Raw genomic sequence first — 15,754 nt, forward strand, 5'->3', positions numbered from 1 at the left:
GGCCTAGCCGTTCAGACGCGCCGATAGGTCGATCATCCGCTGCACGGCGACACGGGCCTTGTCGGCCACCGCGGGGTCAACCTCGACCGCGCCTTCCATGGTGTGCAGCGACCAGAGCACCTTTTCGAGCGTGATCTTCTTCATGTAGGGGCACATGTTGCAGGGCCCGACGAAATCGACATCCGGCAGCGCGTCCGAGATGTTCGAGGCCATCGAGCATTCCGTCACAAGCATCGCCTTCTCGGGCCGCTCGGCCGTGACATAGTCGATGATCCCGCTGGTCGAGCCCGAGAAATCGGCCTCGGCGACCACGTCGGGCGGGCATTCGGGGTGGGCGATGATGCGGGTGCCGGGGTTCCAGTCGCGGAATTCGCGCAGGTCTGTCGCGGTGTACTGCTCGTGCACGATGCACGACCCCTCCCACCAGACGATCTGCTTCTCCGGCACTTGGCTTGCGATGTTCTGCGCCAGATACTTGTCCGGGGTCATGATGACCGTGTCGCTTTCCATTGCGCGGACGATCTGGACGGCATTGGACGAGGTGCAGCAGATGTCAGACGCCGCCTTTACCTCGGCCGTGGTGTTCACATAGGTGACCACGGGCGCGCCGGGATATTTCGCGCGCATCTCGGCGATCCCCGCGGCGGTGATGCTTTCGGCCAGCGAACAGCCTGCGGCCATGTCGGGGATCAGCACCGTCTTGGCCGGATTCAGGATCTTTGAGGTCTCGGCCATGAAATGCACGCCGCACTGAACGATCACATCCGCTTCGACCTTGGTGGCCTCGATCGCCAGTTGCAGGCTGTCGCCCACCACGTCCGCGATCCCGTGATAGATTTCGGGTGTCATGTAGTTATGGGCCAGGATCACCGCGTTCCGCTCGGCCTTCAGCTTCCTGATCGCAGCGACATAGGGTGCGAAGATCGCCCAGTCGGGCGGCGACATGACGCGGTCCATGCGGGCATAGATCCCGGACATCTCGGCGGCGAGGTCGGCGGAGGGGGCGAGATCATAATGATCGGCGAGTTCGGCGCGCAGCGCGATCTGGTCGAGCAAGGTGACGATTCCTCAGGTTATTGCGTGTCGCCGGAGAGGGCGCGGCCGCACGCGGAAGGCGCGGGCTGAAGGCTATCTACGGGTCACATAACGCAAGGGCAAGTTGACGCTGGCGTAATATTTCGATGACATGCGCTAACATATGTCCAAAATTGCCGTTGGGTGGTCGCGGCCTCATGCTTCTTCTCGCGGGTAGACGAGAGTTGGATCCAGCTGGCCACGACGCGGGTCCGCAGTTGTCGGCTGGGGCGGAAGAGTTGGCGTTTCCCCTAGGAGTCGTGGCCGGAAAAACCTGTTGAGTTTAACATGAATAGCTCCACGCACCAAGTTTCTGTCGTCCCACCCCACTGGCCCCCCGTATCGCAAGGCCGTCTGTGATGATGGGACTGCCCCCAAACGGACATTATCCAGTTTTTGGTGCCTGCCAGAATGACCGTTTAGGCCAATCAACTTTACGGTTGTCAGTCTGTCGGACCACAGGGATAAAGGCAGGCACCATTCCCAGAGTGGCCCAGCCTGGGACGTCGAGGGGCTTTGCAGTCCGCCCCATGCCGATGGTGCCGAGTCCGCCCCAATCCTGAAAAGAGTTTCCCATGCTTGATAAGCTCGAAATGTTCATTGCTCTTGCCAAGGCGAAGCATTTTGGCAAGGCCGCCGACGAACTTGGCATCACGCAGCCAACCTTGTCCACGGGGATCAAGAATCTAGAGGATCGGCTTGGAGTCAAACTTGTCTTTCGTGGCTCGAAATTCGGTGGGCTGACGCCCGAGGGGCACAGCGCGCTGGAATGGGCGCGACGGATCGTCAGCGATGCGCGCCAGCTGCGCGAGGAGATGCGATTCACCAGAAATGGCCTGTCGGGCCAGTTGCGCGTCGCGGTCATCCCGACGGCCCTCACCTGGGCCGCGCAGCTCTCGGCGCGGTTCAGCGAGAAGAACCCTAATGTGCGGCTCACGCTCTTGTCGCGCACATCCATTGAAATCCTGTCCATGATCGAGAATTTGGATGTCGATGCGGGCATCACCTATCTGGACAATGAGCCGACGGGCAGGCTGAGTACCGAGCCGCTGTATCGCGAGCGCTATATGCTTGTCTGTAATGAGGCATCGCAATGGTACGGTCGAGATTCGGTCGGTTGGAAGGAGTTGGAGGGCGAGAGACTGGCGCTCTTGACGCCTGAAAACCAGAACCGGCGCATCATCAACGGCCATTTCCGTGATGCGGGCGTGACGCCCGATGCCTGGATCGAGTCCGATTCGGCGGTCGTGCTGGTCGCCAATGTCGAGCGCGGCGACTGGCTGACCATCCTGCCCGCCGATATCGCCACCTTCCTCGCAGCTGGCAAGGCGCTGAAACTGGTGCCGCTGTCGGGCAATATCCGGCATCCTTCGGTTGGCTTGGTCGCCCCATATCGAGAGCCGCACACCCCTACGCTGCAAGCGCTTTTGAAGGAAGCGGCACAACTGGCGGATCAGTGCGATTGAGGTTGTCGATCACTTGACGGTATGTCTATATTGATTCCGTGATAATGCGGCACTTACCCTTGAGGCAACATAGCCAAAAGGTCAGCCATGCCACAGACGACGTCCATCCCGACCGATGCCGAAATCGACGCGATCCTCGCCGAGCACAAACACCGCGAGGGGCCGCTTCTGCCAATGCTGCACGCGCTTCAGGCGGAATTCGGTTACATCCCCACCGCCGCGATCGCGCGGATCTCACATCTGCTGAACATGACAAAAGCCGAGGTGCATGGGGTCGTCTCGTTTTACCATGATTTCCGTGAACGGCCCGCCGGGCACCATGTCGTCAAGATCTGCCGTGCCGAGGCATGTCAGGCCGTCGGCGGCGATGCACTGGCCGAAGAGACTCTGGCCAAGTTGGGCCTCGACTGGCACGCCACCACGCCGAACGGTGCCTTGACGGTCGAGCCGGTTTATTGCCTCGGCATGTGCGCCTGCGGCCCCGCCGCGATGGTCGATGACAAGGTCGTGGGCCGGCTGGATGCGGCCCGGATGGCGCGGATCCTGACGGAGGCGGGCGCATGAAACTCTATATCCCAATGGACAGTGCGGCCAAGGCGCTTGGCGCGGATGACGTGGCCGAAGCGGTCCGCCGCGAGGCAGAGGCACGCGATCTGGATGTCACGATCATCCGCACCGGTACGCGCGGCATGATCTGGCTGGAGCCGCTGGTGGAGATCGACCGCGGCAACGGCCGCGAGGCGTTCGGCCCTGTAACGTCCAAAGATGTGCCGGCGCTGCTGGACGGGACGCTCGACGGGCATGGCCCGGTCGAAAATATTCCCTTCTTCGCGCGCCAGACGCGTCTGACCTTCGCCCGCTGTGGCGTGATCGATCCGCTTGATCTGGCCGATTACGAGAAGCATGGCGGTCTCGTCGGCCTGCGCCGCGCGATTGATCTGAGCAGTGCCGAGATCGTCGCCGAAGTCACCGATAGTGGGCTGCGCGGGCGGGGCGGCGCGGGCTTTCCCACCGGGATCAAGTGGAAAACGGTGATGGAGGCTGAGGCACCGCAGAAATACATCGTCTGCAACGCCGACGAGGGCGACAGCGGCACCTTTGCCGACCGCATGATCATGGAGGGCGATCCCTTCACCCTGATCGAGGGCATGGTGATCGCGGGTCTCGGCGTCGGCGCGACCAAGGGCTATGTCTATCTGCGTTCCGAATACCCCGATGCGATTGCCGTGATGAACGAGGCGATCCGCATCGCGCGCGACAAGGGCGCGCTGGGCGAGGATATTCTCGGCTCAAAGCGCAGCTTTGACATGGAGGTGCGCGTGGGTGCCGGTGCCTATGTCTGCGGCGAGGAAACATCCTTGCTCAACTCGCTCGAAGGCAAGCGCGGCGTCGTGCGGGCCAAGCCGCCCCTGCCGGCGCTGGAAGGTTTCCTTGGACGGCCCACGGTGGTCAACAACGTCATCAGTCTCGCCACTATACCGGTGATCTTCGAGCGGGGCGCGCAGCATTACGCCGATTTCGGCATGGGCCGCTCGCGCGGGACTGTGACCTTGCAGATTGCAGGTAACGTGGCGCGTGGCGGGCTTTTCGAGACCGCCTTCGGGATCACGCTGGGCGAGGTCGTCAACGATCTGGGCGGCGGCACACGCTCGGGCCAGCCGGTCAAGGCCGTGCAGGTGGGTGGCCCTCTGGGTGCCTATATCCCCGTCGCCAATTTCGATGCACCCCTCGGATACGAAGAACTGGACGCCAGGGGCGGGCTGCTGGGCCATGCCGGTCTGACCGTCTTTGACGACAGCGTTGACATGCTGAAGATGGCGCGCTTTGCCATGGAATTCTGCGCGGTGGAATCCTGCGGTAAATGCACGCCCTGCCGCATCGGATCGGTGCGGGGAGTCGAGACGATCGACCGCATCGCGCGCGGCGATGCCGACGCGATCCCGCTCCTGACCGATCTGTGTGAGACGATGACCGACGGATCGCTCTGCGCGCTGGGGGGATTTACGCCCTTCCCGGTCATGTCGGCGCTTAATCATTTTCCGGACGACTTCGCGACCCAGAAGGAGGCAGCGGAATGAAGGACTTCATCATCCCCACATCCATCCACGATGACCGTGACATGGGCACCAAGGCCAAGCAGGGCGCGCCCGTCACACTGACAATCGACGGGTTTGAGGTGACGGTGCCTGAGGGCACATCCGTCATGCGCGCGGCTGCCGAGGCGGGCATTCAGGTGCCCAAGCTCTGCGCGTCGGACAATCTGGAGGCTTGGGGGTCCTGCCGTCTCTGCGTGGTCGAGATCGAGGGTCGCCGCGGTACGCCCGCATCCTGCACGACGCCGGTGGCCGAGGGCATGGCCGTCACGACGCAAGGTGCCAAGGCCAAGAAGATCCGCAAAGGCGTGATGGAGCTTTATATCTCGGATCATCCGCTGGATTGCCTGACCTGTAGCGCCAATGGCGATTGCGAATTGCAGGATATGGCTGGTGCTGTCGGCCTGCGCGATCAGCGGTTTGAGTCGGGGCGCAATCACTACGACCCCTTGGGCATCGGCACACTGGCGGCTGGTGACATCCGCGCGCGCGCACGTCCCGGCGCTGGCGATCTGGGGAACCCCGAATACATCCCCAAGGACCAATCCAATCCCTATTTCACCTATGATCCCAGCAAATGCATCGTGTGTTCGCGCTGCGTGCGGGCCTGCGAGGAAGTGCAGGGAACCTTCGCGCTGACCATCGAGGGACGCGGATTCGAAAGCCGGGTTTCGGCGGGTATGACCGGCGATGATTTCATGGCCTCCGATTGCGTCAGCTGCGGCGCCTGCGTGCAGGCTTGTCCCACGGCGTCACTGCAAGAAAACTCGATCATCGAGTTGGGCACGCCCGAACGTTCGGTCATCACGACCTGCGCATATTGCGGCGTCGGCTGTTCGTTCAAGGCCGAGTTGAATGGAGACGAGCTGGTTCGCATGGTGCCCTACAAGCACGGCAAGGCCAATCGCGGGCATAGCTGCGTCAAGGGCCGCTTTGCCTATGGCTATGCCAATCACAAGGACCGCATCCTGAACCCGATGATCCGCGACTCGATTGAAGAGCCGTGGCAGGAGGTCAGCTGGGACGAGGCGCTGACCTTTGCGGCGCAGCGGATGCGCGGGCTTCAGGACAAGCACGGCAAGAAATCCATCGGCGTCATCACCTCCAGCCGCTGCACCAACGAGGAAACCTATCTGGTGCAGAAACTGACCCGCGCGGTATTTGGCAACAACAATACCGACACCTGCGCGCGTGTGTGCCATTCGCCCACGGGCTATGGCCTTGGCCAGACCTTTGGAACCTCGGCGGGTACGCAGGATTTCGACTCGGTCGAGGATACGGACGTCATCATCCTGATCGGGGCCAACCCGACCGACGCGCATCCCGTCTTTGCCAGTCGGATGAAAAAGCGTTTGCGCGAAGGTGCCAAGATCATCGTGATCGACCCGCGCAAGATTGATCTGGTCCGCTCTGCTCATATCGAGGCATCGCACCACCTGCCATTGCGCCCCGGCACCAACGTTGCCGTCGTCTCGGCCATTGCCCATGTGATCGTGACCGAAGGGCTGATGGATCAGGATTTCATCCGCGGGCGCTGCGACTGGGAGGAGTTCAGCGAATATGCCGAATTCATCAGCGACACGCGCCACAGCCCGGAATCGACCGAATTGCTCACCGGCGTGCCTGCCGCCGACCTGCGCGAGGCCGCGCGCCTCTTTGCCACCGGCGGCAATGGCGCGATCTATTACGGGCTCGGCGTGACCGAACACAGCCAAGGGTCGACCACGGTGATCGGCATTGCCAACCTTGCCATGCTGACCGGCAATGTCGGCCGCAAGGGCGTGGGTGTGAACCCGCTGCGCGGACAGAACAACGTGCAAGGGTCCTGCGACATGGGATCTTTCCCGCATGAGTTGCCCGGTTATCGCCATGTCAAGAATGACGATGTGCGCGATATCTACCAAGAAGTCTGGGGCGTTCAGATCGACAATGAGCCGGGCCTGCGCATCCCCAACATGCTGGATGCCGCCGTGGAGGGTACGTTCAAGGGGCTTTACTGCCAGGGCGAGGATATCCTGCAATCCGACCCCGATACCAAGCATGTCGCCGCCGGCCTTGCCGCGATGGAATGCGTCATCGTGCATGACCTTTTCCTCAATGAGACGGCGAATTATGCGCATGTGTTTCTGCCCGGATCGACCTTCCTCGAAAAGGACGGCACCTTCACGAATGCCGAACGGCGCATCAACCGCGTGCGCGAGGTGATGAAGCCGCTCAATGGCTATGCCGATTGGGAGGTGACGCAGCTCTTGGCCAATGCCATGGGGGCGGGCTGGCACTATACCCATCCCGGCCAGATCATGGACGAGATCGCGCGGACCACCCCCAGCTTTGCCGGCGTGTCCTATGACGTGCTGGAAGAGAAGGGATCGGTCCAGTGGCCCTGCAACGAGGCGCACCCGGATGGCACGCCGCTGATGCATGTCGATGGCTTCATGCGCGGCAAGGGGCGGTTCATCGTCACCGAATATGTCGCGACCGAGGAAAAATCCGGCCCCCGCTTCCCCCTCTTGCTGACCACGGGGCGCATCCTGTCGCAATATAACGTGGGCGCGCAGACGCGGCGCACCGCCAATAGCGAATGGCATCACGAGGATCTGCTGGAGATTCATCCGCATGACGCCGAAGTCAGGGGTATCAAGGACGGGCAGTGGATCAAGCTCGCGTCCCGCTCGGGCGAGACGACGCTGCGGGCGCAGATCTCGGAGCGGATGTCGCCGGGGGTGGTGTACACGACCTTCCACCATCCCGACACGCAGGCCAATGTCATCACCACCGATTACTCGGACTGGGCCACCAACTGCCCCGAATACAAGGTGACGGCGGTGCAGGTCTCGAATTCCAACGGGCCGACCGACTGGCAGGAGGCGTATAACGCGCAGGCGGCAAAATCGCGCCGTATCCTGCCCGCGGCGGAATAGCGCCATGAGCGCGCCGCGACTCAGCTATAGCGTGCCGGGCGTCAACGTCCGGCATGACGGACTGCACGACATACGGCGCAGCCTGCCGGAAGAGACGCCCGTCGCGCTGGTCTTTGACGGGACCACTGCGGCAGTGATGATGGCCAGCCCCGATAATATTCAGGATTTCGCCATGGGATTTGCTCTCACCGAGGGGTTCATCAGCGGCCTCGCGGATGTGACCGACTTTGAAATCGTTGCGCATGAGTTGGGCATCGAGGCGCGGTTCTGGCTGGCGTCCGAGCGGGCCGAGGCGGTGCGCCGGCGCCGACGCAGCATGCTGGGGCCGGTGGGCTGCGGTCTGTGCGGGATTGACAGTCTCGAGCAGGCCATCCGCCCCCTTCCTATCCTTCCTGCCGGGCGAACGCGTCTCTGTCAGGCGGCCATCGCCGGTGCCAGCGAGGCACTGCGCGCGCATCAGCCGCTGCATGATCAGACCCGCGCGGTCCATGCGGCAGGCTTTGTCGGGCCGGAGGGCGATATCGTGCTGATGCGCGAGGATGTCGGGCGGCACAACGCGCTGGACAAACTCATCGGTGCGCTATCGCGCGGCGGGATCGACCCTGCGAGCGGGGCCATCGTGCTGACCTCACGCGTGTCGGTCGAGATGGTGCAAAAAACCGTCATCGCCGGATGCCCCGTGCTGATCGCCGTATCGGCACCTACTGCGCATGCCTTGCGGCTGGCCGAGGGGGCGGGGTTGACGCTGGTCGCCTTCGCGCGCGGCGGCAGTTTCGACATCTACGCGCATCCCGAACGTATCCAGACAGGAGCCTGCCATGCAGCCTGACAAACTCGTCATGATGGTCAACCAGATCGCCACCTATTTCAAGACCCAGCCCGGCACCGATCAGGCCGAGTGTGTCGCCGCCCATATCAATGATTTCTGGGAGCCACGGATGCGAACGACGCTGTCACAATATTACGAGGACGGCGGCACCGGCCTGTCAGACCTTGCGAAAGAAGCGATGGCTTTCCTGCGAGTGCCTGCGGACTGAACTTGCGAGCCCGCCGGATCTGTCCAAACGCTATATCGGTGAAAAATATCGCTCCACAATATCTTGTGTCTGGCGGGCCAGAGCGTTCCCAAGTCTCTATGATCGCATGATGTAGACCGGCGCTCGCTATTGCAGAAGTGGACTTTGCGCCGCAGCGACCAATGGTGCCGCGATTGCCGGGGCCAGAGCCGCCCATAGGCGCGCAGGGCGCAATAACGTCATCAGAAGGGGCGCAAAACGAACTCTACAGTCAGGCCCGTGTCCGTTTCCCGCGTCATCACAGGCCGCAGAAAAGCGTCTCGAAGCCGCCAGTCATGACGTCTCAGCATCCAACACTTTGTGCTCAGGCCAGCCCAATGCATCTGCGGCGATACTCAAACCACAGGCCGTCGGACATCAGCCTTTCAAACAACCAGTATACTGAAGTGCCAGCGCGGCGCTGATGTCTGGACCTGGAGGGTGGATTGCAGGGCAAACAATGCCAAGACTTCAACTTCCCGCCGTCGCATCGAAACGCAAAGCCTGAACCAAGGGTCGGATCATCGGTCGGAAACGTCCGTTCTTGCCGCAATAGGTCTGGGCGATCCGTGCGCGGCTCGAACCGGCACGCAACCTGCACGATCTTGTACTGTTCAACGTCGGCATGAAATGACCGAAATTCGACAGCTAAAGACCGAATGGGACAGTGCCCTATGAAAGCGCCATCCTCGCAAATGCTGATCGTGGATGATGTGCGTGACGACCGCAAGCCGTTTGGTCAGTATCTGGACAAGCCGATAATCGAGGCGATGCCGCGCGCCCCGCTTTGATCGCCGATGCCACACAGCGCAGAAGAAGCCATGCCAGTTTGCGATGAAAGACACTTGAATTGCGATTTATATATCTATACTACATGATATATGGATAAGATTGACGCACTCGACGCCTTTGCCGCCCTCAGCCAGTCCACCCGGCTCGACGCGTTCCGCCTGCTGATCAAGGCCGGCGGCGCGGGCATGTCGGCGGGCGATATCGGCGAGACCCTCGGGGTACGCCAGAACACCATGTCGGCCAATTTGGGTGTTCTTGCCCGGTCCGGTCTGATCCGTAGCGCGCGGGAAGGACGCAGTATCCGCTATTTCGCCGATATGGACGGAATGCGCGGCCTGCTGGCGTTTCTGATGGAGGATTGCTGCGGCGGACGTCCCGAACTGTGCCAGCCGGTCATCAACGAACTCGCCTGCTGTTAGGAGACTTTCATGGCCACCGAGCCCCACAACGTTCTATTTGCCCGCACCCACAATACCGCCCGGTCGATCATTGCGGAAGCGATCATGAACCCGATGGCCGACTGATTCCGAAATCCTGAGAGTTTGACATGACCGATACATCGCTTCCCGCTGCTGCGGGTCTGGGACCCTTCGAGCGTTGGCTGTCCGTCTGGGTGGCGCTTGCCATCGGGGCGGGACTGCTGCTGGGCAATCTTTTTCCGAGCCTCTTCGGTGCCCTGGCCGCACTGGAGGTTGCCTCTGTCAATCTGCCCGTGGCGGTGCTGATCTGGGCGATGGTCTATCCGATGATGGTGAATGTGGATTTCAGCTCCCTCGCCCGCGTCGGGGACAGGCCGAAAGGGCTGGTTGTCACGCTGGTGGTGAACTGGCTGATCAAACCCTTCACTATGGCGGCGCTTGGCGTGCTGTTCTTCGAGCACGTCTTCGCCGGGCTGATCCCGCCGGGCGATGCGCAGGCCTATCTTGCGGGCGTGATCCTGTTGGGGGCCGCGCCCTGCACCGCGATGGTGTTCGTCTGGTCGAACCTGACGCGCGGCGACGCGACCTATACGCTTGTGCAGGTCAGTGTGAACGACGTGGTGATGGTGTTCGCCTTCGCCCCCATCGTGGCCTTTCTGCTGGGAGTGACGGATATTGTCGTGCCTTGGGACACGCTGCTTCTGTCGGTCGGCCTCTACGTCATGCTGCCGCTGCTGGCGGGGTACTTGACCCGCCGGAACATGGTTGCCAAGGGGGGCGAGGCGGCGGTGGATGCGTTCAAGGCCCGTGTGCAGCCTTTCTCGATCTTCGGGCTGCTGGTGACGGTGGTCTTGCTGTTTGGCTTTCAGGGCGAGGTCATCTTGGAGCGCCCGCTTGTCATCGCTCTGATCGCGGTGCCGCTGCTGATCCAGTCCTACAGCATCTTTTTTGTCGCTTACGGTGCGGCGCGGGCGTGGCGCATCCCGTTCAACGTCGCCGCGCCCTGCGCCATGATCGGCACGTCCAACTTCTTCGAACTGGCCGTGGCCGTCGCCATCAGCCTGTTCGGGCTTGGCTCGGGGGCAGCACTGGCCACGGTGGTCGGCGTGCTGGTGGAAGTGCCGGTGATGCTGTCTCTCGTCGCCTTCGCCAACCGGACGAAACACTGGTTTCCTGCGGACGAGGGCGCGTCGTGAGCATCGTCATCCATCACAACCCCGAATGCGGCACCTCGCGCAACGTGCTGGCGATCATCGAGGCGTCGGGCGCAACGCCGGTGGTGATCCCCTATCTTGAAACCGGCTGGACCCGCCCCCAGCTTCTGGGGCTGTTCGCGGCCGCCGGCCTGACACCCCGCACCGCGCTGCGGACAACAAAATCCCCGGCGGCTGAGTTGGGGCTGCTCGATCCGTCGGTCAGCGACGACGCGATCCTTGCCGCGATGCTGGACCACCCCGTTCTGGTCAACCGTCCCATCGTCTGTTCACCCAAGGGCGTGCGCCTGTGCCGTCCGAGCGAGACGGTGCTCGACCTGCTGGGCAACCTGCCGCCGGGCCCAATGGAGAAAGAGGATGGCACGCCACTGATCGACGCGGAAGGAAATCGCCTTGCCTGACACACCGAACCTAGACGAAAGCCATTTCGCGCCAATCGACGCGAAGCGTTTGCTGCCAACGGAACGCGCAACACACGCCCCCCGCATCCTGCTGCTTTACGGCTCCCTGCGGGAGCGTTCCTTCAGTCGGCTGATGACGGAAGAGGCCGCCCGCATCCTGAGGCGGTTCGGGGCTGAAACACGCACCTATCGGCCTTCTGGTCTGCCCTTGCCGGACGACGCGGACGCCGATCATCCCAAGGTGCAGGAGCTGCGGGATCTGGTTGCCTGGTGCGAAGGCATGGTCTGGTGTTCGCCAGAGCGCCACGGCGCGATGACCGGCATCATGAAAACCCAGATAGACTGGATACCGCTTTCTCTCGGCGGCGTACGTCCGACGCAAGGAAAGACGCTGGCTGTCATGCAGGTCAGCGGCGGATCGCAAAGCTTCAACGCCGTGAATCAACTCCGTATCCTTGGCCGCTGGATGCGCCTGCTGACCATCCCGAACCAATCCTCCACCCCGAAGGCGTTTCAGGAGTTCGATGACGCGGGCCGCATGAAGCCCTCGCCGTTCTACGACCGGATGGTCGATGTCATGGAAGAGCTGATGAAGTTCACGCTTCTGACACGCGACGGAAAAACCTACCTGCTCGATCGCTACAGCGAGCGGAAGGAAAGCGCCGCGGACCTGTCAAAGCGGGTGAACCAGAAAGCGATCTGACCGCATTTCAATACGCGGCAGAGCCAGAGCTGCTCTTCAGGGCTGCCGCTCCTCCCCATCGCCCATCTGCCTCTGCCCGTGCCGCTGTATTCAAGACCGGTGGCGTATGCCTTTGGGGGGCAACGGTGAAGGCCTGAACAGATCATCCGGGCCTCGCGCTGACGCCGGGGGTGCGTAACACGCACCTGATTGTCATGTAGAAACTGCATGTAAGTTCCGAGGTCGCATTGAACGGGATCGCGCCCCTTGCCTTGGTGCAGGCAATTGCTGAGATGTTTCCATGACAGTGAAAAGCTCTGGCGTCGATGTTTCTGCCCTCGGATGCCGCCTCGGCCCATCGACCTTACGATATGGATCGGTGCAGTGCTGGCCGTCGTCGTCGGCACCAAGAATTGCAGATGATCGCTTCCACCGGCACCAGCGGGTCTTGCTTCCGTCGGTCATATCGCGGGTTTTCGAGGGGCCCAGCCTTACGCGTCCTGTGCTGTCTCTGAACAAGTCCGATCGCAGCGGTATCGCGCAATACCAGGCGCGGCATTGTGGCGGCGGGGGGCAAAGGCGATCATGTCACCGGACTGATCAAGGAGATTGATGTGCTCGAACGAATTAAAGCGATGCAACAGGCGCTGGCCCGGACGCCGCATCTTGTCAGGCTGGGGCGGCTGTTTTCCGAAACGGTGCTACTCCAGGTGGACGAGGCGGAATACTATCTTCACTTCGACAAGGGCGAGCTTGTCACCATAGAGCCCGGTCCCAGCCGCAAGATAGCATGGTGCTTTGCCATCCGGACCGACGCCGCGGCGCTGCGGGCCTATTGGACAGCGCGGCCAACGCCCGGTTTCCACGACCTGTTCGGTCTGGTCAAGATCGACCGGGCAAGGATCGACGGTGACATTCTGTGCTTGGTCAAGAACCTGCGCTTCTTCAAGGAATTCCTCTCCCTCGGACGCGAGGAGGTGCCGGCATGAGCATTGAACCCATCACCGGACGCTATGCGACCGTCGAGATCGAGGGCCGCGCCCAGCGGATCTATTTCGAAGAGGCCGGTTCGGGCCGCCCCGTGTTGTGCCTGCACACGGCGGGTGCCGACACCCGTCAATGGCGCCACCTGATGAACGATGCCGCGGTGACCCAAGACCATCGGCTGATCGCTTTTGACATGCCTTGGCATGGCAAGTCGCTGCCTCCCCAGGGTTTTGAGCGCGAGGAATACCTGCTGACCACCGAGACCTACATCGCCACGGTGCTGGCCGTTTGCGAGGCGCTTGGGCTGGAGCGTCCCATTCTTGCCGGATGCTCCATGGGCGGGCGGATCGCCTTGCAATTGGCGGCCCTGCATCCCGACCGTTTTGCCGGGTTCATTGCCATTGAGGCATCGGATTTCCAGCCCGCCTGGTATGACATCGACTGGTTCGACCGGCCCGACGCGCATGGCGGGCAGATGGGGGCGGCGCTGGTATCCGCGAATATTTCTCCCTATGCCCCCGACGCCGAGCGCTGGAATACGCTCTGGATGTTCATGGCCAGCGGGCCGGGCGTGTTTCGCGGCGACCTGAGCTTTTACACCCGTGACGACAGCCTGATCGGACGGCTGGCGCGGATCGACACCAGCCAGACCCCGGTGCATCTGCTGGTCGGCGCCTATGACCTGACCTGTACCCCGGAAGACGCGGAACGCACCGCAGCGGCGATCCACGGGGCGACCTGCACCGTCATGGACGAACTCGGCCACTTCCCGATGAGCGAACACCCCGAGGGGTTTCGGCCCTTCTTCATCGACGCCCTCGCGCGGATGACGGCAGGCAAGGAGGTCGCGGCATGAGCAATCCTTGCATCATCTGTGTGGCCATCACCGGGTCATTGCCGCAGAAGTCCGACAATCCGGCGGTGCCTGTCTCGATCGAGGAACAAGTGGAAAGCACGCAGGCGGCGCATGAGGCAGGGGCGAGCATCGTTCATGCCCATGTGCGCAATCCTGACGGCACCCCAAGTTCCGACCCAGAGCGTTTCGCGCGCCTGCTGGAAGGTTTGCGCAAGCATTGCCCGGAAATCTTGGTTCAGTTCTCTACCGGCGGCCGGTCGGGCGCTGGCCACGAACGCGGCGGGATGTTGCGGCTGAAGCCGGACATGGCCTCGCTTTCGGTCGGATCCAACAACTTCCCGACCAGGGTCTACGAAAACCCGCCTCAGTTGGTCGACTGGCTGGCGGCGGAGATGGACGCGCATGGGGTGCGACCCGAGATCGAGGCCTTCGACCTGTCGCATATCCTGATGGCTCATCGCATGTGGCAGGACGGTCGCCTGCGCGACCGCCCTTATGTGCAGTTCGTGATGGGCGTGCAGAACGCCATGCCCGCCGACCGAGAGGTCTTTGACTACTATGTGCGGACGATGCACCGCCTTTTCGGCACCGATGCGCCATGGTGCGCCGCCGGCATCGGACGGCACCAGATCAAGTTGAACGACTGGGCGATCCGGGCGGGGGGCCATGTCCGCACCGGGCTGGAAGACAATGTCAGGCTGGACCGGCATACCCTGGCACCGTCCAATGCGGCGTTGGTGGCCAAGGCGGCGACGCTCTGTCAGCGATACGAACGCCCGGTCGCCACCCCGTACCAGACCCGCGCCATTCTCGGCCTGCACCAGCCGGTCGTGGCTTGAGACTGTTATCCACTCGGCGCGCTGTCACCGGCGCGCCTTTTCCCGGTGATTACCGGCCGTCCTTCTGGATCTTGCGGGCAAAGCTCTTGGCAAGAGTGGCGAAATTCTGGGTATGTATGCCTTGGTTGTCCTGCCGCAGGGCGAGGGAAATCGTCGTCCCCGGATTGTGCCCCTCGTAGTCGCGGTAGACCACCCCATGTCGCGGCGACAGCGAAACCGAGCGCGGCACCAGCGCAATCCCGACCCCGACCGAGACCAGCGAGATCGCGGTCTGGAAGTCTTGGGCCAGGACTTCCTTGGCAGGAATAAAGCCTTCCTTCTTGCACACGTCGAGGATCTGATCGGCAAAGCTGGGCCGGGGGCGACGCGGATAGAGCACGAAAGTCTCACGTTTCAAATCGGCCAGGCGCGGCACCTTGGCGCGGGCCAGATCGGATTCGGCCGGAACGGCCAGGATCAGCGGTTCTTCGTGAAACGGGAAACAGCGGATCTCGTCGTCGATCAGCGCCGGGCGGGCAAAGGCCACATCGATCTGGCGCGCGATCAGGGCGGTCTTCAGTTCGGCATTGTTCATCGCCGACAGCGCCAGTTCGATGTCGGGATAGGCATTGCGAAACTCGCGGATCAGCTCTGGCAGGACGCCGTGGCTGGCGGTGCCGACAAAGGCGATGCGCAACCGGCCCGCCGCGCCTTCACCGATGCGCCGGACCTCACGTTCGGCGCGCTCGACCTGATCCATGATGTCACGCCCACGTTTGAGCAGGGCATCTCCGGCCTGGGTCCGGCGGATCTGGCTGCGGGAGCGGTCGAAAAGCAACACGCCCAGGTCGGATTCTAGCTGCGCGATCTGGCGGCTGAGAGGTGGCTGCGCGATGCCAAGACGCGTCGCCGCGCGGCCGAAATGCAGTTCTTCGGCCACTGCCACGAAATAGCTCAACCGCCTGAAATCCATCGC

The 15,754-nt window shown here is 62.4% G+C and carries 15 protein-coding genes; 13 read left to right on the top strand and 2 right to left on the bottom strand.

Annotation, left to right across the window (positions count from 1 at the left end; all coding sequences use genetic code 11):
- Positions 1 to 3: 3 nt before the first annotated feature.
- Positions 4 to 1,056, bottom strand: a complete 1,053-nt coding sequence (gene nadA / locus DMZ65_RS14265; RefSeq protein WP_116599560.1) for a quinolinate synthase NadA — start codon at positions 1,054 to 1,056, stop codon at positions 4 to 6.
- Positions 1,057 to 1,649: 593 nt separating this feature from the next.
- Here nadA and DMZ65_RS14270 point away from each other — a divergent pair.
- The 13 genes from DMZ65_RS14270 to DMZ65_RS14330 all read left to right on the top strand — a co-directional run bounded on the left by DMZ65_RS14270 (position 1,650) and on the right by DMZ65_RS14330 (position 14,799).
- Entirely contained in the window at positions 1,650 to 2,540 is an 891-nt protein-coding gene (locus DMZ65_RS14270) for a LysR family transcriptional regulator (protein ID WP_116599561.1), read from the top strand.
- An 87-nt stretch (positions 2,541 to 2,627) separates the two neighbouring features.
- A complete protein-coding gene (locus DMZ65_RS14275; protein WP_116599562.1) occupies positions 2,628 to 3,104 on the top strand; it encodes a formate dehydrogenase subunit gamma in 477 nt (158 codons plus the stop codon).
- Positions 3,101 to 4,618, top strand: coding sequence for a formate dehydrogenase beta subunit (locus DMZ65_RS14280; protein ID WP_116599563.1), 1,518 nt, complete (start codon positions 3,101 to 3,103; stop codon positions 4,616 to 4,618). The genes DMZ65_RS14275 and DMZ65_RS14280 overlap by 4 nt, the downstream gene beginning before the upstream one ends.
- Entirely contained in the window at positions 4,615 to 7,554 is a 2,940-nt protein-coding gene (gene fdhF / locus DMZ65_RS14285; protein ID WP_116599564.1) for a formate dehydrogenase subunit alpha, read from the top strand. The genes DMZ65_RS14280 and fdhF overlap by 4 nt, the downstream gene beginning before the upstream one ends.
- Before the next feature lie 4 nt (positions 7,555 to 7,558).
- Positions 7,559 to 8,383, top strand: coding sequence for a formate dehydrogenase accessory sulfurtransferase FdhD (gene fdhD, locus DMZ65_RS14290; RefSeq protein ID WP_116599565.1), 825 nt, complete (start codon positions 7,559 to 7,561; stop codon positions 8,381 to 8,383).
- Positions 8,373 to 8,591, top strand: coding sequence for a formate dehydrogenase subunit delta (locus DMZ65_RS14295; protein ID WP_116599566.1), 219 nt, complete (start codon positions 8,373 to 8,375; stop codon positions 8,589 to 8,591). The genes fdhD and DMZ65_RS14295 overlap by 11 nt, the downstream gene beginning before the upstream one ends.
- An 899-nt stretch (positions 8,592 to 9,490) precedes the next feature.
- Positions 9,491 to 9,820 carry an ArsR/SmtB family transcription factor gene (locus tag DMZ65_RS14300; RefSeq protein ID WP_116599567.1) on the top strand — a complete coding sequence of 110 codons (330 nt, stop codon included), beginning with the start codon at positions 9,491 to 9,493 and terminating at the stop codon, positions 9,818 to 9,820.
- Between the two features lie 128 nt (positions 9,821 to 9,948).
- Positions 9,949 to 11,016 (top strand): ACR3 family arsenite efflux transporter, encoded by a 1,068-nt coding sequence (arsB, locus tag DMZ65_RS14305; RefSeq protein ID WP_116599568.1) that lies wholly within the window; start codon positions 9,949 to 9,951, stop codon positions 11,014 to 11,016.
- Positions 11,013 to 11,435 carry an arsenate reductase (glutaredoxin) gene (gene arsC, locus DMZ65_RS14310; protein WP_116599569.1) on the top strand — a complete coding sequence of 141 codons (423 nt, stop codon included), beginning with the start codon at positions 11,013 to 11,015 and terminating at the stop codon, positions 11,433 to 11,435. Before arsB ends, arsC begins: the two co-directional genes overlap by 4 nt.
- A complete protein-coding gene (arsH, locus tag DMZ65_RS14315) occupies positions 11,428 to 12,138 on the top strand; it encodes an arsenical resistance protein ArsH (protein ID WP_116599570.1) in 711 nt (236 codons plus the stop codon). Before arsC ends, arsH begins: the two co-directional genes overlap by 8 nt.
- Before the next feature lie 593 nt (positions 12,139 to 12,731).
- Entirely contained in the window at positions 12,732 to 13,106 is a 375-nt protein-coding gene (locus tag DMZ65_RS14320; RefSeq protein WP_232825000.1) for a hypothetical protein, read from the top strand.
- Complete coding sequence (locus DMZ65_RS14325) at positions 13,103 to 13,960, top strand: alpha/beta fold hydrolase (protein ID WP_116599571.1); 858 nt, start codon at positions 13,103 to 13,105, stop codon at positions 13,958 to 13,960. The genes DMZ65_RS14320 and DMZ65_RS14325 overlap by 4 nt, the downstream gene beginning before the upstream one ends.
- Positions 13,957 to 14,799 (top strand): 3-oxoadipate:acetyl-CoA acetyltransferase, encoded by an 843-nt coding sequence (locus DMZ65_RS14330; RefSeq protein ID WP_116599572.1) that lies wholly within the window; start codon positions 13,957 to 13,959, stop codon positions 14,797 to 14,799. The genes DMZ65_RS14325 and DMZ65_RS14330 overlap by 4 nt, the downstream gene beginning before the upstream one ends.
- Before the next feature lie 49 nt (positions 14,800 to 14,848).
- Here DMZ65_RS14330 and DMZ65_RS14335 read toward each other — a convergent pair whose 3' ends face one another.
- Positions 14,849 to 15,751, bottom strand: coding sequence for a LysR family transcriptional regulator (locus tag DMZ65_RS14335; RefSeq protein ID WP_116599642.1), 903 nt, complete (start codon positions 15,749 to 15,751; stop codon positions 14,849 to 14,851).
- Between the last annotated feature and the right edge of the window lie 3 nt (positions 15,752 to 15,754).

The organism is Primorskyibacter marinus (genome assembly GCF_003313245.1).
Lineage (GTDB): Bacteria > Pseudomonadota > Alphaproteobacteria > Rhodobacterales > Rhodobacteraceae > Primorskyibacter > Primorskyibacter marinus.